The 19,276-nt window shown below is 43.7% G+C and carries 18 protein-coding genes; 9 read left to right on the plus strand and 9 right to left on the minus strand.

The window, feature by feature from the left end; all coding sequences use genetic code 11:
• The first annotated feature begins 214 nt into the window (after nucleotides 1-214).
• Nucleotides 215-1,474, plus strand: a complete 1,260-nt coding sequence (locus L0992_10175; protein XGB66086.1) for a dicarboxylate/amino acid:cation symporter — start codon at nucleotides 215-217, stop codon at nucleotides 1,472-1,474.
• A gap of 105 nt (nucleotides 1,475-1,579) precedes the next feature.
• Here L0992_10175 and L0992_10180 read toward each other — a convergent pair whose 3' ends face one another.
• The 5 genes from L0992_10180 to hisC all read right to left on the minus strand — a co-directional run bounded on the left by L0992_10180 (nucleotide 1,580) and on the right by hisC (nucleotide 6,908).
• Nucleotides 1,580-2,887, minus strand: a complete 1,308-nt coding sequence (locus tag L0992_10180; GenBank protein XGB66087.1) for a TRAP transporter large permease — start codon at nucleotides 2,885-2,887, stop codon at nucleotides 1,580-1,582.
• 21 nt (nucleotides 2,888-2,908) lie between these two features.
• The gene (locus L0992_10185) at nucleotides 2,909-3,388 is read right to left on the minus strand and encodes a TRAP transporter small permease (GenBank protein ID XGB66088.1); all 480 of its coding nucleotides are present in this window, start codon (nucleotides 3,386-3,388) and stop codon (nucleotides 2,909-2,911) included.
• Nucleotides 3,389-3,452: 64 nt separating this feature from the next.
• Nucleotides 3,453-4,412, minus strand: coding sequence for a TRAP transporter substrate-binding protein (locus L0992_10190; GenBank protein XGB66089.1), 960 nt, complete (start codon nucleotides 4,410-4,412; stop codon nucleotides 3,453-3,455).
• 578 nt (nucleotides 4,413-4,990) lie between these two features.
• Entirely contained in the window at nucleotides 4,991-5,764 is a 774-nt protein-coding gene (locus L0992_10195) for an ABC transporter substrate-binding protein (protein ID XGB66090.1), read from the minus strand.
• Nucleotides 5,765-5,774: 10 nt separating this feature from the next.
• A complete protein-coding gene (gene hisC / locus L0992_10200) occupies nucleotides 5,775-6,908 on the minus strand; it encodes a histidinol-phosphate transaminase (GenBank protein XGB66091.1) in 1,134 nt (377 codons plus the stop codon).
• Nucleotides 6,909-7,089: 181 nt separating this feature from the next.
• Between hisC and L0992_10205 the strand changes: the two genes are divergently transcribed.
• From L0992_10205 to L0992_10230, 6 genes are all read left to right on the plus strand, one after another.
• Nucleotides 7,090-7,977, plus strand: coding sequence for a LysR substrate-binding domain-containing protein (locus L0992_10205; GenBank protein XGB66092.1), 888 nt, complete (start codon nucleotides 7,090-7,092; stop codon nucleotides 7,975-7,977).
• 341 nt (nucleotides 7,978-8,318) lie between these two features.
• Complete coding sequence (locus L0992_10210; protein ID XGB66093.1) at nucleotides 8,319-8,567, plus strand: hypothetical protein; 249 nt, start codon at nucleotides 8,319-8,321, stop codon at nucleotides 8,565-8,567.
• A gap of 108 nt (nucleotides 8,568-8,675) precedes the next feature.
• Nucleotides 8,676-9,260: a septation protein A gene (locus tag L0992_10215; protein XGB66094.1), complete on the plus strand. Its 585-nt coding sequence runs from the start codon at nucleotides 8,676-8,678 to the stop codon at nucleotides 9,258-9,260.
• 266 nt (nucleotides 9,261-9,526) lie between these two features.
• Entirely contained in the window at nucleotides 9,527-9,925 is a 399-nt protein-coding gene (yciA, locus tag L0992_10220; GenBank protein ID XGB66095.1) for an acyl-CoA thioester hydrolase YciA, read from the plus strand.
• A 459-nt stretch (nucleotides 9,926-10,384) separates the two neighbouring features.
• Nucleotides 10,385-10,681: a YciI family protein gene (locus L0992_10225; GenBank protein ID XGB66096.1), complete on the plus strand. Its 297-nt coding sequence runs from the start codon at nucleotides 10,385-10,387 to the stop codon at nucleotides 10,679-10,681.
• Nucleotide 10,682: 1 nt separating this feature from the next.
• The gene (locus tag L0992_10230) at nucleotides 10,683-11,078 is read left to right on the plus strand and encodes a GspS/AspS pilotin family protein (protein XGB66097.1); all 396 of its coding nucleotides are present in this window, start codon (nucleotides 10,683-10,685) and stop codon (nucleotides 11,076-11,078) included.
• An 82-nt stretch (nucleotides 11,079-11,160) separates the two neighbouring features.
• Here the strand turns inward: L0992_10230 and metE are convergent, their stop codons facing one another.
• A complete protein-coding gene (metE, locus tag L0992_10235; protein XGB66098.1) occupies nucleotides 11,161-13,524 on the minus strand; it encodes a 5-methyltetrahydropteroyltriglutamate--homocysteine S-methyltransferase in 2,364 nt (787 codons plus the stop codon).
• 281 nt (nucleotides 13,525-13,805) lie between these two features.
• Between metE and L0992_10240 the strand changes: the two genes are divergently transcribed.
• Nucleotides 13,806-14,717, plus strand: a complete 912-nt coding sequence (locus L0992_10240; GenBank protein ID XGB66099.1) for a LysR substrate-binding domain-containing protein — start codon at nucleotides 13,806-13,808, stop codon at nucleotides 14,715-14,717.
• 139 nt (nucleotides 14,718-14,856) lie between these two features.
• On the opposite strand, the gene L0992_10245 is transcribed toward L0992_10240, so the two are convergent.
• Nucleotides 14,857-15,057 carry a DUF4250 domain-containing protein gene (locus L0992_10245; GenBank protein ID XGB66100.1) on the minus strand — a complete coding sequence of 67 codons (201 nt, stop codon included), beginning with the start codon at nucleotides 15,055-15,057 and terminating at the stop codon, nucleotides 14,857-14,859.
• Between the two features lie 113 nt (nucleotides 15,058-15,170).
• Nucleotides 15,171-15,851, minus strand: a complete 681-nt coding sequence (locus L0992_10250) for a hypothetical protein (GenBank protein ID XGB66101.1) — start codon at nucleotides 15,849-15,851, stop codon at nucleotides 15,171-15,173.
• Nucleotides 15,852-16,088: 237 nt separating this feature from the next.
• Here L0992_10250 and L0992_10255 point away from each other — a divergent pair, with 237 nt between their 5' ends.
• Nucleotides 16,089-18,488 carry a YgiQ family radical SAM protein gene (locus tag L0992_10255; protein ID XGB66102.1) on the plus strand — a complete coding sequence of 800 codons (2,400 nt, stop codon included), beginning with the start codon at nucleotides 16,089-16,091 and terminating at the stop codon, nucleotides 18,486-18,488.
• A 104-nt stretch (nucleotides 18,489-18,592) separates the two neighbouring features.
• Here the strand turns inward: L0992_10255 and L0992_10260 are convergent, their stop codons facing one another.
• Nucleotides 18,593-19,231 (minus strand): XRE family transcriptional regulator, encoded by a 639-nt coding sequence (locus tag L0992_10260; GenBank protein XGB66103.1) that lies wholly within the window; start codon nucleotides 19,229-19,231, stop codon nucleotides 18,593-18,595.
• Between the last annotated feature and the right edge of the window lie 45 nt (nucleotides 19,232-19,276).

The following is a 19,276-nucleotide window of genomic DNA, read 5'->3' on the forward strand; positions in this document are numbered from 1 at the left end:
ATAACCAACCAATAAAAAACAAAAGCAAACGTTTGCATCGGTACAAAAAAACGACAAATAACATTAGACCTCCTCTTTTTAGACGTCTTTCACCTCTGCTCATATTGATAAATGTAAAGGATACGTGTAAAACTCTTCGCGAAATATTTATCCAATGGTACATCGTACATTGGTAGGTAGTTCTGGGATTTTTATATTTAGTAGCACAGAGGTTATGGAAGTGTTAAAAGAAAAGAGTTTACTAAGCAACATCGGCGTTCAAGTCGTTATTGCAATGATCATCGGCACCGTAGTCGGCGCGATGATGGGTGACAGCGCAACTATGTTCGCTCCACTGGGTGCTATCTTCATCAACTTGATCAAGATGCTGGTTATCCCTCTAGTCGCGGTTGCCCTAATTTCAGGTGCTGCTGGTCTAGGTAATAGCTCATCGGCTGGTAAAGTCGGTGTAACAACACTGGGTTACTTCGCACTAACGTCTGCACTTGCTGTAGCACTAGCGCTTGTAATGGGTGAAGTATTCGAACCGGGTCGTGGTATCGATGTTTCTGGCGTAGAAGGCATGTTCTCTTCTGAATACGCTGCGAAAGGCGAACTTCCAACGTTCTGGGCAACCATCACTGGCATGATCCCTACCAACGTTTTCCAATCATTGAATGAAGCAAACATTCTGCAAATCCTAGTTTTCTGCTTATTCTTTGGTATCGCGCTTTCTAAGCAAACGAAAGAAAAACGTGACCCTATCATCAATGGCGTAAACGCGATTGTTGACGCTATGGTTTGGATGATCAACAAAGTGATGATCATTGCACCACTTGGCGTATTCGGCCTGATGGCAGAAGCAGTAGGTACGTTCGGTTTTGGCGCACTAATGGTTGTGTTCAAACTATTCATTGTTTACATCGCTGCGATCCTGATCTTCGGCTTTGTTGCTTACCCACTGATGATTCAAATCTTCACTAAGACTTCAGCTAAGAAGTTCCTAGTAGCAATGAAGAAGCCTCAAGCGGTTGCACTATCAACAGCATCATCAATGGCAACACTGCCAGTAACAATGGAAACAGTTGAGAAAGAACTTGGCGTTCGTAACTCTACTGCTTCATTCGTTCTGCCTCTTGGCGCGACGATCAACATGTCTGGTAACGCGATCTACTACGGCCTAGTGGCTATCTTCTTCGCACAGCTATTCAACATCGACCTATCTATGGGTGCTTACGTTGCTATCATCGTAACGTCTACGCTAGGTGCAGTTGGTCAAGCTGGTGTTCCAGGTCCTTCTTTCCTAGTGGTTGCGGTTCTTCTAGCGGCTGGTATCCCTATCGAAGGTCTACCTCTGTTGTTCGCTCTAGACCGTATCTTCGATATGATCCGTACTGCTCTGAACATCACTGGTGATGCAGCATGTGCAGTCATCGTTGATTCTCTAATCGAAGACGAAGCGAAAGAAGCTGAGCTACAAAAACAGCAAGCATAATATTGTCGTTCACTTTGAATGAATAAATTAAAACCGCCTTATTTTAAGGCGGTTTTTTATTAGATACTTATTCTGGTTGAGTCGATTAATCTCGTACTTGAGAGGTTAATTGATTAACCCAAATGCACGAGGAAGAGCCAAACTGATTTCTGGAATAAAAGTAATGGCCAACAATGTGACGATCAATACGGCACAAAACGGCATGATACTTCTTATAACATTCTCAATTTTAGAACCACTGACACTACAACCTACAAATAGCGCAGTACCGACGGGGGGCGTTGCAATGCCAATACATAAGTTGAAAATAATCATCATCGCAAAGTGAATGGGATGCATGCCTAAATGCTCGGCAATCGGCATAAATATAGGAGTAAAGATCAATACGGCTGGCGTCAGATCCATAAACATACCCACAATCAGTAGAATCAGATTCATCAGAATAAAGATGATAATCGGATTATCTGAAATAGAGAGCATCCAATCACTGATCATTGTTGGTAGACCAGTAAAAGCCATTGCCCATGACATAATGGTAGAAGCACCAATCAAGAACAACATAATGCCAGTAACCTGAATTGTTTCTCTACAAATTACCGGGAAGTGCTCCCACTTGAGGGTTCGGTAACAGAGTGACAGTATAAAAGAGTAAAGAACCGCTATACATGCCCCTTCTGTTGCAGTGAACACACCACCAATAATACCGCCAATAACAACAACAATAAGCCCTAAGCTTGGCGTTGCTTGCCAAACGATATTCAGCACATCCTTCGTTGTAAAGCCGTCATTGGCACTTGTTTTATAGCCTTTCTTTTTAGCGATGAAATAGGCTACGACCATACAACTTAAACCCATTAAAATACCTGGGACATAACCTGCGATGAATAGTGCCGCAACGGATGTTCCACCTGATACCACCGAAAACACGATCAGTGAATTACTCGGCGGTATTAATAAACCAGCAGGGCAAGATGCAACGTTTACTGCTGTTGCGAGGTTTTTATCATAACCATCTTTTTCTAATTCAGGGCCTAAGGTTTTACCAACCGCAGCAGCTGCAGCAACGGCTGATCCTGAAACGGCACCAAACATCATATTTGCAAAGATATTAACGTGAAAAAGTGAACCAGGAATCCAACCCACCAAGAGCTTTGCAAGGTTGATCAGTCGGCTCGCTATACCACCCACATTCATTATATTCCCAGCGAGGATAAAGAAAGGGATTGCTAATAAACTGAAACTATCGATACCGGTAATAATTTTTTGACCCGCAGTAATACTTGCGACTTCAAACGGTAAGATGAAATACATGACCGTTAAAGATGACATAGCAATTGCAATCGCAATGGGCATGCTTATCGCGATCATGAACAAGAAGAGGCCTAGCAGCCAAACACCAATGGACAAATCCATAATATAGAGTCCTTTTATAACTTACTTTTTGTTGGGTTCACAAAAAAGATCAAACGTATTCATGACCAAATAGATGAGAATAATAACGGCTGAAATTGGCAATATTGAATAAACCGTCGACATCGGTAATTGCAGTGCTGGGGATAGTTGTTGTGTGGTTCTTCCCATTAAGGCAATACCACCTTGAAGCATTGCTAAAGAGACAAATGCGCCAGAAATTACATTGATGAGTAAATGCAGTGCTATGTGTGCTTTGCCTTTAAGATAACCATCCAATAACGTTATCGCTAAGTGTCCTTTGATACCAAATAAGTAGCTTGCTCCCAATAAGCCCAGCCATACCATCGCATAACGAGCAAGTTCATCAGTCCAGTTACTTGGATCATTCAACACATAGCGACTAAAAACCTGCCAAGTGACCGTCACGACAAGTAACATGAGTGCAAAAGAAGAGACAAAAAGAATCAACCTATCAAGTAGGTTTCTGAAAGTTGCTAACATGGGGTGATACCTCAAAAATTTTGCCTTAGCAAAGCCAAGGCAAAATTATTTTCACTAATACTGGTTAAAGAACTTCAATTTTTTCAATGAATGAAGCTAATTTAGGGTCTTTTTTCGCCTCATCAATCATCGGTTTAACAGCTGCACGGAAAGGGGCTTTATCAACTTCGACAAACGTTACGCCTGCTTTCATTCCTCTCTCTTTGTTCATGTCATCTGTTGCGTCCCAGATCTTGATCTGCTCTTCAAGAGACTCTGCAGCTGCTTCCTTTAAGATTTGTTGTTCGTCTGGCGTTAGTGAAGCCCATTTATATTCTGAAATGATGATCACATCAGGTGTCATCATGTGTTGGTCCATAGAGTAAAATTTAGCAACTTCACTGTGTTTCATTTCAACTAAGCTAGAAATATTATTTTCAGCGCCATCAATTACGCCTTGTTGCAGTGCAGTGTATACCTCATTGAAAGGCACAGGTGTTGCTTTACCACCTAATAGATTGACCATTTCCATCATGGTTGGAGAACCAGGAACTCGAACTTTCATTCCGGCTAGATCGGCCGGCGAGTTAATTGCTTTTTTAGCGTAGAAGCTACGTGTACCTGAATCATAAAATGTAAGTCCAATGAAACCTTTACCTTCGCTTGAAAGCAGCATCTCTTGTGCAGCTTCACTTCGCATGAACGTTCTCATATGTGGAACATCACGGAATAAGAAAGGCAGTGCATTAACCTTAAACGTTGGTTCAAAAGATTCAGCTAATCCACCATTGATTTTCGCCATATCAATCGCGCCAGTAACAACTTGCTCAGCTTGGTCACGCTCAGAGCCTAATTGACCGTTCGGAAAGATCTTAATCGTAAGGTCACCATTCGATTTTTCTTTAACTTTATCAGCCATGATCACCATGCCTTGGTGAGCAGCGCTTTCTAGAGACATTGCATGCCCTAGGGTCAAAGTTTTTGCTTGAGCTCCAAATGTCATGAGAATTGATGCTGCAGCAATCGTCAGTAGGTGTTTTTTCATGTTCTTCTCCAGAATCCATTTTTGTAAGAGGTACAGTTTTATATGTCACGTTAGAGCCGAGCTTGAGATCTAAAAATCAATTGCATACCGCTCACTCGTGTAACGCTTCATTACAATATTCTTACCCTATGAATTTTGTATTACAATAACATCTGTACATTTTGTGAACTAAGGTTCGTATGTGAGCCTGATGCTTGAATTGATTGTGATACCAATCATATTTGGCACTACTTAAGCCATGAATTAGCCTAATTTGAGGTTTATTTGGAATTATGGGCACTTTCAACTGCTTTTAGAACAAGATCTTAACTAAAGATCACAAGTTAATTTGTGTTATTTTAAGATTTAAAATCCAATTTCAAAGCATGGAAAAAGAAGGATTCATCAATTGAAAAGTGTGTTGTTAACTGCGCTTGGGAGAGGTGATAAAGGTAAAGCTTTGGCAACAAGAGTGGATCAACGGGTATGAGGTCAATGATGGGGATCTTACTGGGTAGAATTGTTTGTAACAAAAATCCGAGTGCCTCACAGCTCTCGGATTTTTGTTTTTAGTGATTTAACTTTAGGCGCTAGCTCAATTACAAATCACTACCATAGATATCAAACGTGAAGTACTTAGAAGCAATCTTGTCGTAAGTACCGTTCGCTCTGATCTCTTCGATGGCGTTGTTGAACTGTTTTGCCAGTTTTGAATCCTGCTTTCTTAGTGCTAACGCCGTGCCTTCGCCGATGTAGGCTTTGTCGGTTACCGCTTTACCTTTGAATTCAAAGCCCTCTCCTTCTTTCTTATCCAAGAAAGCGAGTGACAGCTGATCGGAATTGCCGAAGGTAAGATCTAAACGGCCATTTTGCAGATCCAGATAAACTTCATCTTGCCCGGTGTAACGCTTAATGTTGGCAACACTGCCAAATTTATCTGTTACGTAACGGTCGTGAATCGTGCCTTGTTGTACACCGATGGTTTTGCCTGTTAAACCAGACTCATCAATTGCAAACTCTGTGCTTTTGGCAGCAACAAATACAGCTGGTGTTTGGTAGTACTTATCAGTAAACAAGATTTTGCGTTTACGCTCTTCGGTAATACGCATCGAAGCCATGATCACATCTGACTTTCTTGCCAATAGGCTTGGAATTAGAGAGTCCCAGCTTTGTGATACCCAAGTACAATCTAGTTTGGCTTGTTCACACAAAGCATCAGCTATCTCGATATCAAACCCGACAGGCACGCCTTCACTGTTTTTGTAGTTGAATGGCGGATAGGTAAAGTCTGACGCCAAACGGATTTCTTTCGCCTGTACGGTTGTACCAAGTAAAGCGGCCGCACAAGCAAGTCCTAGTATTATCTTTTTCATCATTGCCATCCTAGATATGATCTTTGTCGAGTTGAAATTGAGGTTCTTTATCTTGAAGCTGTTGAGTTTGTTGCTTCTTTTCTAATTCGGTTTGGTAACTTGTAAGTGACGCTATCACTTCCGCCATGCTCTCTGGGCTACCAATGCTGATTCGAACGCAGTGACGTAATGCAGGCTCATGATGTTGATTCCTTGTCACAATGCCATCTTTCGCCAATACACTAAACAGTTCGTGTTCAGGCTTGTGGCGCAATAACACAAAGTTGGTAGAAGACGGGTAAACCTGCTCAATGAAATCAAACTGATTCAGTTCACAAGCAAAACGATTACGCAGTTCAACCAACTTTGACGTTGCTTCTTGCATCACGGCTACACGCTCATTAGATAACGCCTCTAAAACTATCTGAGACGAGCAATCTGGCATTGGGTATGGCGGAATAAGCTTAGAGACATACTGCATCACATTTTGACTCGCCAAGATAAAACCACAGCGTACTGCTGCAAGTCCAAATGCCTTAGACAAGGTGCGAATCACAACCAAATGTGGGTAGCGTTCAATAAGGCTCACCGCTGATGTTTGAGGTTCAAACTCAATATACGCTTCATCCACCACAACCAAAGATTTACCCTGAGTACCTTCAAGCACCTGAATCAGATCCGATTTCGGAATCACATTACCTGTTGGGTTGTTCGGTGAACAAAGGAAAACGATATTGGCCAACTCAGCTTTATTCACAATGTCTGCAACGTCTAAGCTAAAATCTTCCTGTAAAGGAGAATCAAGCGTTTCAATCGCTAGTGCATCAGCACAAAACTCATACATGGCATACGTTGGTGAACAAATAAGGATATTATCTTGAGCGGGTTTGCAGAATGTTCTGATCAGTAAGTCAATCGCTTCATCGGCACCACGCACCGCAACGGTTGCAGCGTCAGTTCCGCAATAAGCTTGGTAAGCCTTTGCAATGTCTTGTGGTAAAAAGTCTGGGTAACGATTATGGCTGGCTTCTCCTTGAAACAGAGAGTTTTCCAATTCATTTGCGTTTAACCAGACACGTCCATCACCACCAATTCTTCTTGCTGATTGATAAGGTATTAATTTTTTTACAGCCTGAGGCACTAAGTTATCAATAAAAGATGTCAAGAAGCTATCCCTTCCACATAATCACAATGTCTTCATCACTGCTTTCATATTCAAAAAATGTGATTAATACACATATTGAATCACTAATGATGAGTAAGTATTTACATTCAAACAGAACACTATTGATAAATGAATCGAAATAATCACATAATAGCCATGATAAAAAGTCATAGGTAATGATATGAACAACACACTCCCTTCAACCAAAACCTTGCTCGCATTCCTGTCTACCGCAAGGCATCTAAACTTTACACGCGCGGCGCATGAGCTCAACGTGACGCAAGGTGCGGTGAGTCGTCAGGTGTTGTCGTTTGAAGAAAGCCTTGGGTGTGATCTCTTCTATCGCCATGCTCGTGGTTTGTCATTGACGCCTAAAGGGGAAGAACTGGTCCCTCTCATTCAAGGGACTATTCAACAACTGCAATCGGCACTTAATCAGGTCGCGAGCTCTCCCTCTAAGATAAAACTCAATGCCCCAAGTTGTATTACCTCTTGGCTATTACCTAAGTTGATGTCATTTCAGCAAGCCTATCCTGAGATTGATGTCGAGCTCACATCGACCATCAAGCACGTTTTTGAGCCAAGCTTTGATCCCTTCGATGCGGTGATCACCTATGGCAAGAAACCAAGCCAGCACTCAATTGTTAGTCAACTGCTGTTCAACGAACAACTCGCCCCTATCTGCCAAGCACAGAGTATTGTTCCAATCCACCTGAGTGACAGCACTTCAACTGTCATCAAGCCACACAAGCTTGCTCAGTACACTTGGCTACATGCCAACAATGAGCAAAGTGATTGGCGACTTTGGTTGGAACACATAGGCAGCAACGACCTTTCAAGTAAGAACAACCAGCAATTTGCCACGCTTGATCAAGCGATGAATGCTGCCATTCAAGGGTTTGGAATAGCGATAGGCGATATCACACTGGCTAAGCAAGATATCGATTTGGGTAGATTGGTGAAAGTGGGTGAAGGCAGTGTGTTCTCAGGCAACGGTTACTTCTTGCTGCAACCTAAGAATCGTCAAAATGCGTCATTATCGACTCTGGTAGATTGGCTTGTTGACTAAAGAGTTACTGGAAATGAATCCAATGAAATTTGCTTTTTAACAAGGTGTTGTAAAGAGAAAGCGCCCTCACTCGTCAGAATGAGAAACAAGTGATTCCCAAATTGATGTAAGAAATCGATTCTCAAAATAAAACTATTCCTCTTACACAACGTATTGTTTGGGTGAGAGCAGACGAAACCTTCTTTTAGCTCGATGAAAATACAAATCAAATCATTTCGTTAGGTTAAAAAGTCTGCCCTCATAGAGAAAATGGCATTCGAATTGCTTTGTCATAGATAACCCAACCAATATACAGCAGGTTGCATCATATTTATCATGCAGCTTGTCACGGAGGATAGGCTATGACCTTACAAAGACATACGTATTACGGCTTGATTCACCACGGAATTAAGACCTTGCTAATGGATAGAGTTGGTCACTTTACTGAGCGTGAATATCACGAGTATCTCGACCTGACGACGGGAAAATCTACGTGTTTTGCCATGAGCGAACAAGAATTAGAGAACACCTTGGATAATCTGAAAAGCGAAGGCTATTTAGAAGACATCAAGAAGTTGATTCCTCGCTACCAAACGTCGCCAATCCGCTGACTAGTTCTGAACAACATTAGTTTTACAGCCAATTGCCTCGGGCTATTTAGCATCGAGGCAATTTTAGTTAGACTGTTTGCAACTCAACTAACTGGATAGTCAGTCCATATGAAACAAATTCTTGATTTCATCCCTCTCATTATTTTCTTTGCGCTCTACAAGATGTACGACATCTACACCGCGACAGGTGCTTTGATTGTTGCCTCTGCACTACAGATTGTTTTGACGTACTTCATCTATAAAAAAATTGAGAAAATGCAGGTGGTCACGTTCCTTATGGTTGCCGTATTTGGTGGCATGACCATCTTCTTACACGACGACAACTTCATTAAATGGAAAGTAACGATCGTTTACGCTCTGTTCGCTATTGGCCTGACAGTCAGCCACCTTATGGGCAAATCAGCCATTAAAGGCATGTTGGGTAAAGAGATCACACTGCCTGATGCCGTATGGGGAAAAATCAACTGGGCTTGGACTCTGTTCTTTACCCTGTGCGCCATTCTCAACGTTTACGTTGCTTTCAGCCTGCCGTTGGATGTTTGGGTTAACTTCAAGGTGTTTGGTCTGCTCATCGCGACCTTATTGTTCACATTACTAACAGGTGTGTACATCTATAAGCACTTACCAAAAGAGCAGCATTTGCCAAAAGACCAGCAGAAAGAGTTAACGGATAAAAATACCGACGAGAAGTAACCCTAAGGGATGAGTCCTCATTCCCTTTTTGATACACTTCTTATCAATATGCTATTTAACAGTGGCCAATGATACTCGTGATCATTGGCCACTGGCTTTTTTGTGTTGCGGAAACTGGTCAAAATAAAGCCTATTATTTAATGACAATCTCACTAAATTAGCGGGCATCTGGTTTCTTGTTGTTCATTGACTCATTTGCCAATGTGCTCAACTAATCAACACATCAGTTTTTATTTAAGATAATCAATACCACCAAGAGTACTACAATGACGATTCAATCAACTTTGAACCCTATTGGTTCTTTACTTCTTCGCACATTAGCGATGCCTTCTGACACTAATGCAGCGGGTCAGATCTTCGGTGGTTGGATAATGTCTCAGCTCGACCTAGCGGGTGGCATCTTGGCGAAAGAGATCTCTAACGGCAAGATTGTGACTGTTTCAGTATCAAGCATTGAATTCAAACAGCCGGTATCGGTTGGCGATGTGGTGTGTGTTTATGGCGACTGTACCAAAATTGGCCGTAGCTCGATGAATATCGACTTAGAAGTATGGGTTAAGCCTGTGCTTGATCACGGCATCGGTGACCGTTACAAAGTTTGTGGCGCGACCTTCAACTACGTGGCAGTTGATGAAAGTGGCAAGCCTCGCCCGATCAACAAATAGTACTTTTCACTAAGTCATATACGTCAGTGGTCTTTAGTTTCAGCAAATGAAATTACTAGGGCGTATTGACCTTTCGAGCTGATTTTTGCAGCGAATTGCTGGGTATTTATACAAGGCAGAGGCTTTGATGTGTAGCTAGCCTCCATAAGAAGCCGATAACGTAGTAGAAATGACCAGCAAACGCTGCCCGAAGGGTTCAGCTAAAAGCGTTTTACTCTTTGTTGAGGGAGATTTGCTTAGAATGCTAGGCTACTTCCCCCTCGCCGCGATTAAAACGCTTTTATCTCGAACAAAATTTAACCACGAAAGGTCAACACGCCCTAACGACCATACTGCTCTCTCGCACCATTTCACAATTTCTTATCATTAGCCCTTCCAATACCAATTAGTTCGCGTAAATTAGCAAGATAGCGAATTTAAACGCCCCAATTCAGTGAAGTAAAATAAGGATATCTCAATATGTGGTACGTGATTTTTTCTCAAGACGTCGAAAATTCATTAGAAAAGCGCCTAAGTGTTCGCCCACAACATCTAGAACGCCTACAAACACTTCACGATGAAGGCCGACTTTTGACAGCAGGTCCAATGCCAGCTATTGATTCGGATAACCCTGGCGAAGCTGGTTTCACAGGTTCTACTGTGATTGCTGAGTTTAACTCTTTAGAAGACGCACAGGCATGGGCAGATGCAGACCCGTACATCGAAGCTGGTGTCTACCAAAATGTCATCGTAAAACCATTCAAGAAAGTATTTTAACGTGAAAAAATGGATTATTGGCTCACTAGCAATGGCTCTGCTTGCAGGCTGTGCTTCAAGTGAGCAAGACCAACAAAGACAACTCGAGATGATGGCGCAGCACCGTGCTGGCGTTTTATCTGCAGGCCTACCCATTGAGTATGGCCCACTGTCAGTGATGCGAGTACTCGCAAAAAACACCGTGATTGAAATCATGATGATCTACAACCAAGATGCTAAAGGTGCGAAGCCTTTAAACCAAGTTGTCGATATGAGTGTGAATAGCTACTGCACTAACTCAGAAGTAAGAGCAAACCTAGATATGGGCTTGGCTTACAACATCAAGATTCGCAACACACGTGGACAATTGATGGTTGAGAAGCTGATCAGCAAAGATACTTGCCAGAGCAGCAGCTAGATTCGAGATTCGAACGAATATGAACGTAAAAGCCTCGCAGTAGCGAGGCTTTTTGTTTTGTGTCATCTAGCTCTAGTGATAGTTAAGCTTCTGCTGACTCCCACTCTTTACGCAATGCCTTAGTCGCTGAGACTAAGTTAGTCAGTGCTGCTTCTGTTTCTGCCCAATTACGAGTTTTAAGACCACAATCTGGGTTTGCCCATAAACGTTCTGCCGGGATTTTCTCAGCCGCTTTCTTCAACAGACCAATAATCCAGTCTTGTGATGGGATATTTGGCGAGTGAATATCGTAAACACCTGGGCCAATCGCATTGGGGTAATTGAACTCTTCAAACGCTTTAAGCAGTTCCATATTCGAGCGAGAGGTCTCAATGGTAATTACATCGGCGTCTAGTGCGGCCACTGAATCAATGATTTCATTGAATTCGCTATAACACATGTGAGTATGAATTTGCGTCTCTGGTTTAGCACTCGCGGCTGAGATCTTAAAGGCATCAACTGCCCACTCTAAGTATTCTGCATGGTCGCGTTTTTTCAGTGGCAAACCTTCACGAATCGCTGGTTCATCAATCTGAATAATGTTGATTCCTGCATCTTGTAGGTCAGACACTTCATCACGCAGCGCAAATGCCAATTGGTTAGTGATCTCTTTACGTGAGATATCTTCACGTGGGAACGTCCAACACAAGATAGTGACAGGACCAGTTAGCATGCCTTTCATTTGTTTAGAAGTTAGAGATTGCGCATAAGTCGACCACTCTACCGTCATCGGTTTTTCACGCTCGATATCTGCCACCACAATCGCTGGTTTCACGCAGCGAGAGCCGTAGCTTTGCACCCAACCAAATTTGGTGGTTTGGAAGCCTGCTAGGTTTTCAGCAAAGTATTCCACCATGTCGTTACGTTCCGCTTCACCATGAACCAACACATCTAAGTCGAGTGCCTCTTGGCGTTTCACCGCATCCGCGATGTGACCTTTTAGTGCGGTGGTGTATTCCGCTTCGCTCAACTTTCCAGTGCGATAAGCGCTACGTTGAACACGGATCTCGCCAGTCTGTGGGAACGAACCTATCGTTGTGGTTGGCAATAAAGGTAAACCTAAAACCTCAGATTGGTGTGCAGCACGTTCTGCGTAAGGTGCACTACGTTCTGCTAATGCTTTAGTAATAGTGTTAATCCGTGCCTGTATCTGCGGCTTGTTTACGTGAGTCGCGCTCTTGCGGGCAACAATGGGCTGGCTATAAGTCTCACACGCTATAATAGCATTTTGATCGCCGTCTAGCGCTGCACCCAATAAACTCACCTCTGTGACTTTCTGTTTCGCGAAAGCAAACCAGCTTTTCACTTCTTCGCTAAGCGAATCTTCTAACTCTAAATCAACCGGGCTGTGTAGCAGCGAACATGAGCTTGCCACCCACAGCTTATCGCCTAGCTTCTCTTTCACAGGTTGCAGTTTCGCTAACTGAGCCGCTAAGTCTGCTCGCCAAACATTGCGTCCGTTGATGACACCCGCAGACAGTACCCACTCGTCCGGTAGTTGATTCACTACTTCATCGAGCTGTTGTGGCGCAGCGGCTAAGTCGATATGTAAACCATTCACTGGCAGTTTTACGATTTTGTCTAAGGTGTCTGTCACCGAATCAAAGTAAGTGGTCAATAGTAGCTTCACATCACCTTGAATCACTTGATAAGCCAATTTGAATGAATCGGCCCACTGTTTTTCAAGCTCAAGCGACAGAATAGGTTCGTCGATTTGAACCCACTCAACACCCAGTTTGGCAAGCTTAGCTAAAATCGCTTGGTAGGCAGTCAGCAAGCGCGGCAACAAGGTTAAGCGATCAAAGCCCTCTTCCACTTCCTTACCCAAGTACAAGTAAGACAGCGGGCCAAGAAGGACTGGCTTAACCTTATGCCCAGCTTGAATTGCTTCGTTCACTTCATCAAACAGTTGCGGCCAGCTCACTTCAAACGAATCATCTTTACTGAACTCGGGCACAATGTAGTGATAGTTAGTATTGAACCACTTGGTCATGTCAGATGCTGCAGCACCATCTTTGGCACTTTCTGAACCATGTTTCCCGCCACAACAAGTTGGCTGCTTTTGAGATTGTATTTGAGTTTGAGATTGCCCGCGACCAACGCGGAACAAGGTATCTAAGTCTGGGAAGACTTTCTCTTCTTCAGTTCCACCAGCGTGACGTTTTGGCACATGACCCAAAAGCAAAGTCGTTGTTAACACATGATCGTACCATGCGAAGTCACCCGCAGTTGCAAAGCTTAGATTCGCGTCGGCTTGTACATTCCAGTTACGATTTCTCAGCTCGCTGCCTAGTTGTTTGAGTTCAGATTGATCAATTTCACCGCGCCAGTACTTCTCTAGTGTGAATTTGAGTTCGCGTTTTTCACCAATACGTGGGTAGCCAAGAATATGCGTTGTTGTCGTCATGAACCGATTCCTTATTCAATAATTATTAGTATCTTTTCAGACTGCCTATTGTGTTCTTGCTTTCATAAAAAGGCGTCTGGATGGCTAAACTATCTACCGAATCAGCTCGACGAACAACGTCCAAATATTCATCTTGTTTATTAAAAATATTCATCATCAGCGAATCAGAGATGAACATAATTAAATCCATCTGGACATCTAGACGTTTACAAATGATAAAAAACCCCGTAGGGTGATTATTAAGAAATATTGAATTGGCTTAGGGAATATGAGGAATACTCATGATAGAGCTTAAACATCTGCGAACATTGACGACCTTAAGAGACAACGGCTCACTCACAGCCACAGCGACCTCTCTTCACCTAACTCAATCGGCGCTTTCTCACCAATTGAAAGACCTTGAGGCGCGTATTGGCGGTCAGCTTTTCCTACGTAAAACTAGGCCCGTTAAATTCACCTCTGAAGGTGAGATTTTGCTTAAGCTCGCCGATGAGATACAGCCAAGAATCGCTAAAGCAGAGAACGAACTCGCAAGCCTGAAAGAGGATGTGAATGGGCGTTTGCACATGGCGATCGAGTGTCACTCATGCTTCCAATGGTTAATGCCCGCTTTGAAGGAGTACCAAGTTGCTTGGCCGAGTGTGACATTAGATTTTTCGTCAGGCTTTGGTTTTGAACCCCTACCCGCATTAATGGCTGGTGAATTAGACTTGGTGATCACCTCCGACATTCAGCCACGTTCAGAGGTTCACTATGAGCCACTTTTCGATTTCGAGATGCGTTTGATCACTGCAATTAACTCGCCTTTGGCTGAAAAACCAAGTATTGATCCGCAAGATCTTAGCGATCTCACTATGCTCTCCTACCCTGTTCAAAAGCAGCGTTTGGATGTTGTGAAGCACTTTTTACAACCTGCTGGCATAGAACCGAAGAAATGGAAACAGGCAGACAACACATTGATGTTAGTCCAAATGGTATCGGCAGGATTAGGTGTCGCGGCATTGCCAAACTGGGCAATCAGTGAGTTTTCCAGACAAGGCTTAATCGCCAGTAAACCGTTAGGTAAAGGGCTTTCAAGAAGACTGTTTGCAGCGGTAAGAAACTCAGAAAAAGACAAGCGTTACCTGCAAGCTTTCTTTAGTACCGCAAGACAGCAGAGCAAGAGTCACCTTGATGGTATTGAGGTCGTTTAACGATAACCATCGTCAGCTAACTCCGCTTACACCAAGCACAAGAGACAAATGCCAGAAACAAAAAAAGTCACAGATAACCTGTGACTTTTTAGTTTCAGTACCGATGATTTTCGATACCTGTTGATTCGCGAAAAATAGACTATCTTGCGTAAGATTTAAACTGGTTAGTCAGTGGGTCGTATTGATAGCCAAGCATATCCAGCTTACCGACGACACTTTCTATATCCATCTCATACATACTAATGAGCTCTTCAAAACTGTCGCACTCTAAGCGCAGCTTCTCGTTCACTATTCCCAGCAAGATAATGCTATCCAGACTTTTGACGTTGCTTAAATCCATCTCGTACTCCTTACGAACACACTGACTAGAGTTAAGTTTAGAACGCTTACCAAGGTCACGCTAAAAAACAGATCACACTTCTTAAATCAGATACGTGGTTACAATGCTCAAAGTTACAATGCCCAAACTGGCGTTAAACCAACAGCAGCCGCTAATAACATCAGCAATGAAACCGTAAGTTGAAGCTTTTCAGGTGTCTTGACGAACAGTAGATGCCAACACCACACCACGATAGAAGAGATCAACAAAGCAAAGCTGAACAACAAAGTTGAAATCACAGGCTCTAGTTGAGCTTCAGAAAGGGAATAAACACTCACCACCGTCGCCAAAACCACTAGCATACCCGTCAATACACCAACAACGGGCAGAACACGGTGGAACGCTTGCAAACGCGTTCTTGCGATGGTCAGCAGTAAGTGACCAAACGCTGCACCTAACAATACCACCAACAACAAATTTGTAATGATACCAACAGTGGTTGCTTGCTCAGTCGCTTGAATTGCAACGTATGACAGCGCTAAACCGCAAGCAAGATACATCACCCAGATAGGGCCAGAATCACGAGTCTTCTTAGTTTGAACTTGTGAGTAGAAATAAAAGATTGCGAATACGACAAGGAATGCTTCAATTTTAACCGAAGCAACGGCAAGCCAAAGCACGCCAATCGCAGGCAACATCTTGTGGATACGACCACGTTGTCCCGGGCAAATATCCCCTTTCACCAAGATGAGGGTTAAGATCAGTTGGGCCCCTAAAAGCATCGGAGCAAATTGTACTAATAACGTTTCGACCATTGTGGATCTACTTCTTCAGACTTATTTTCGCGAATAATATCAAAAACTGCTGCGAACACTAATCAAAATCACAAATTAGCGACGTTATTCAAGGCTTCAACTATGCTGTTGTATGGCTCTTTTGCTGCTTTTAAAAGCGATAACACGAAAGACACCAGAACTAACAGGGGCATGTTCTACTGGCTAGTCCGGGCGCATGTCGCTATAATTCCCGCCTCAAAAATCAGAGGTCGAAATATGTACAGCGATATCACTCCTATTCATGAACACAAAAAATACTGGGCCGAGTGCTACGGAACTGCACCCTTTTTGCCTACCAGTAGAAAGGAGATGGACGCTCTTGGATGGGATAGCTGTGACATTATTATTGTAACTGGTGACGCTTATGTCGATCACCCGAGCTTTGGTATGGCTATCATTGGCCGCCTACTTGAAGCTCAAGGTTTCCGCGTGGGCATTATTGCTCAACCTAAGTGGGACAATAAAGATGCCTTCATGAAGCTAGGTAAACCTAACCTATTCTTCGGCATCACAGCGGGTAACATGGACTCCATGATCAACCGCTACACCTCTGATCGCAAATTACGTCACGATGATGCTTACACGCCAAATAACGAAGGTGGTAAGCGTCCTGACCGTGCAACTCTGGTTTACTCTCAGCGTTGTCGCGAAGCCTACAAAGGCACGCCAATCGTTCTTGGTGGTATTGAAGCGAGCTTGCGTCGTGTTGCGCACTACGACTACTGGTCGGATAAAGTTCGTCGCTCTGTATTGTTTGATGCAAAAGCAGACATCCTTCTTTTTGGTAACGCTGAGCGTGCACTGGTTGAAGTAGCACACCGCATTGCTGATGGTGAGGACATGTCAACGCTGACAGACATTCGCGGTACAGCAATCAATCTTGCTGCAGCACCTGAAGGCTTCAAAATCATCGACTCTTCTCGTATCGAAAAGCCGAACAAAGCTTACGTGCCGGTAAACCCGTACGAAGTGGAAACGCAATGTGATACTAAGAAAGATGAGAAAGAAGAAGTAAAAGCGCAGCCGATTACGATTCGTCCTTCTCGTCACGATGCAAAAACAACAGCAGTTCGTATCCCAGCTTACGAAAAGCTAAACAACGACCGTATTCTTTACGCTCACGCGAGCCGTATCTTGCACCTAGAGACAAACCCGTATTCAGGCCGTGCTTTGATTCAACGTCACGGTGACCGTGAACTTTGGGTTAACCAAGCACCAATTCCATTGACGACTGAAGAGATGGATTACGTGTTTGGCCTTGCTTACAAGCGTGTTCCTCACCCGATGTACGGCAAAGCGAAGATTCCTGCATACGACATGATCAAAACCTCGGTGAACATCATGCGTGGTTGTTTTGGTGGTTGTTCTTTCTGTTCAATCACAGAGCACGAAGGTCGTATCATTCAAAACCGTTCGAAAGAATCTATCTTGGACGAGATCGAAGACATTAAAGATAAAGTACCTGGATTTACCGGTACGATTTCTGACTTGGGTGGTCCAACGGCGAACATGTACCGTTTAGGTTGTTCAGATCCGAAAGCAGAAATTAACTGTCGTCGCCCTTCATGTGTGTTCCCTAAGATCTGTGAGAAGCTAAACACAGACCACCAACACACGATTGACCTGTACCGCTCTGCGAGAAAAGTACCGGGCGTTAAGAAGATCATGATCGCTTCTGGTGTTCGTTACGACTTAGCGATTGAATCTCCAGAATACGTACGTGAGCTTGTGACTCACCACGTAGGTGGCTACTTGAAGATTGCTCCAGAGCATACTGAAAAAGGCCCTCTGGATCTGATGATGAAACCGGGCATGGGCACTTACGATCGTTTCAAAGAGATGTTCGAGAAGTACAGCGCTGAAGCCGGTAAGAAACAGTATCTAATTCCTTACTTCATCTCAGCTCACCCGGGCACAGAAGATGAAGACATGCTTAATCTTGCGTTGTGGCTGAAAAAGCACAACTACGAGTGTGACCAAGTACAGAACTTCTACCCATCGCCAATGTGTAATGCAACGTCGATGTACTACTCAGAGACGAACCCTCTGAAGCGTGTGAAATATAAGAAGCGTGAAGATGTGCCAGTGCCTAAAGGTGACCGTCAACGTCGTCTGCATAAAGCGCTGCTTCGTTACCACGATCCAGAAAACTGGAAGATCATCCGTGAAGCGCTAATCGATATGGGTAAGAAGCACCTTATCGGTGACAAGCCGGGCTGTTTGATTCCAGAAGAAGATTTTGATGCACAAACACCGGCACAACGTCGTAAGTCTGGTCGTCATGGCTCTCAGCGTTTTGCAACGAAGCACAGCAAATCTCAACCGGGATTAGGCGGCGAGAAGCCACGCAACCATTCCAAATCTGGTAGCAATAAGCCTGGTGGTAAAAAGCCGAATGCTAACGGCAACAGCCAAGGCAATGCTAACCAAGGTAACGGAAAGCAAAACGGTGGCGGTAATGGCAACGCTCGTAAGCCAGCGACAGGCTTTATTAAGAAAGGACCGGGTGGTCAATCACAAGGCAATGGCGGCGGAAAGCGCAACAAAGCCGGCAATGGTCAAGGTGGTAAACCTGCTGGCAACGGAAAGAATCGCCAACGCGCGACACAACGCTAATATTGTGAACCGATATACTTAGTCATAATAAAATACAGAGCGCAGCTACTTAGCTGCGCTTTTTTATGCCTTGAAGATATTCCAAACCGTTTACGTCAGTAAAGCTATGAACGCTGCCACTGGTCAGGATAATGGATGATGTTATGGAAAACCGCTTGTTCAGTTCCAATGTTCTTGTATCCATGAAGCTGTTCAGCATTAAAGCGCACCGCTTGTCCCGGGCTCAGTTCATGCCAGTCATCATCGAAGAACACCGCCATACGACCAGAAATACACAAGATATGCTCAATCACCCCAATACTGTGTGGATCAGAAAAGTGCTCATAGTTTTGTGCTAATCCCAGCTCATAAACTTCAAATCCCATAGAGCGTTCAAACGGAAAAACAACACTGACCGAGAACCCCTCATTCAAGCTTTCATCACGCAGTTCATTAGCATCTCGGAACAAGCTCACCAATTCATCACTAGAGCAAGACAAAATCAAACTCGAAAATGACACGTTCAAGCCCGTCGCGATTTGCCACAACTTGGCTACGGTAGGACTAGACTCTCCACGCTCTATCTGACCGAGCATCGCTTTACTGACTCCCGTCGCCTTTGCGGTCGCGTCTAGGCTCCACCCTTTCTCTTTACGAATGCGTTTTAGGTTGTGGCTGACTTGCAACTCGTCTTGACCACTTAAGCTCTCTTTTGGATTAACGCTAGCTTCTACATTCATGTTCTTCGGCATGTTTTCGTTCATCTACCTACTTAAGTTTGCTCACGACTAAAATTATCACGAACAAAA

This window comes from Vibrio pomeroyi (genome assembly GCA_041879425.1).
GTDB classification, from domain to species: domain Bacteria; phylum Pseudomonadota; class Gammaproteobacteria; order Enterobacterales; family Vibrionaceae; genus Vibrio; species Vibrio pomeroyi_A.

What these genes read in the sequence shown, in the direction of transcription:
- L0992_10185 (XGB66088.1), bottom strand. Translation starts at nt 3,388, where the DNA reads ATGTTAGCAACTTTCAGAAACCTACTTGATAGGTTGATTCTTTTTGTC.
- metE (XGB66098.1), bottom strand. Translation starts at nt 13,524, where the DNA reads ATGACGACAACAACGCATATTCTTGGCTACCCACGTATTGGTGAAAAA.
- L0992_10255 (XGB66102.1), top strand. Translation starts at nt 16,089, where the DNA reads ATGTACAGCGATATCACTCCTATTCATGAACACAAAAAATACTGGGCC.
- L0992_10175 (XGB66086.1), top strand. Translation starts at nt 215, where the DNA reads ATGGAAGTGTTAAAAGAAAAGAGTTTACTAAGCAACATCGGCGTTCAA.
- L0992_10205 (XGB66092.1), top strand. Translation starts at nt 7,090, where the DNA reads ATGAACAACACACTCCCTTCAACCAAAACCTTGCTCGCATTCCTGTCT.
- L0992_10195 (XGB66090.1), bottom strand. Translation starts at nt 5,764, where the DNA reads ATGAAAAAGATAATACTAGGACTTGCTTGTGCGGCCGCTTTACTTGGT.
- L0992_10225 (XGB66096.1), top strand. Translation starts at nt 10,385, where the DNA reads ATGTGGTACGTGATTTTTTCTCAAGACGTCGAAAATTCATTAGAAAAG.
- yciA (XGB66095.1), top strand. Translation starts at nt 9,527, where the DNA reads ATGACGATTCAATCAACTTTGAACCCTATTGGTTCTTTACTTCTTCGC.
- L0992_10250 (XGB66101.1), bottom strand. Translation starts at nt 15,851, where the DNA reads ATGGTCGAAACGTTATTAGTACAATTTGCTCCGATGCTTTTAGGGGCC.
- L0992_10260 (XGB66103.1), bottom strand. Translation starts at nt 19,231, where the DNA reads ATGAACGAAAACATGCCGAAGAACATGAATGTAGAAGCTAGCGTTAAT.
- L0992_10210 (XGB66093.1), top strand. Translation starts at nt 8,319, where the DNA reads ATGACCTTACAAAGACATACGTATTACGGCTTGATTCACCACGGAATT.
- L0992_10180 (XGB66087.1), bottom strand. Translation starts at nt 2,887, where the DNA reads ATGGATTTGTCCATTGGTGTTTGGCTGCTAGGCCTCTTCTTGTTCATG.
- L0992_10245 (XGB66100.1), bottom strand. Translation starts at nt 15,057, where the DNA reads ATGGATTTAAGCAACGTCAAAAGTCTGGATAGCATTATCTTGCTGGGA.
- L0992_10240 (XGB66099.1), top strand. Translation starts at nt 13,806, where the DNA reads ATGATAGAGCTTAAACATCTGCGAACATTGACGACCTTAAGAGACAAC.
- L0992_10190 (XGB66089.1), bottom strand. Translation starts at nt 4,412, where the DNA reads ATGAAAAAACACCTACTGACGATTGCTGCAGCATCAATTCTCATGACA.
- L0992_10215 (XGB66094.1), top strand. Translation starts at nt 8,676, where the DNA reads ATGAAACAAATTCTTGATTTCATCCCTCTCATTATTTTCTTTGCGCTC.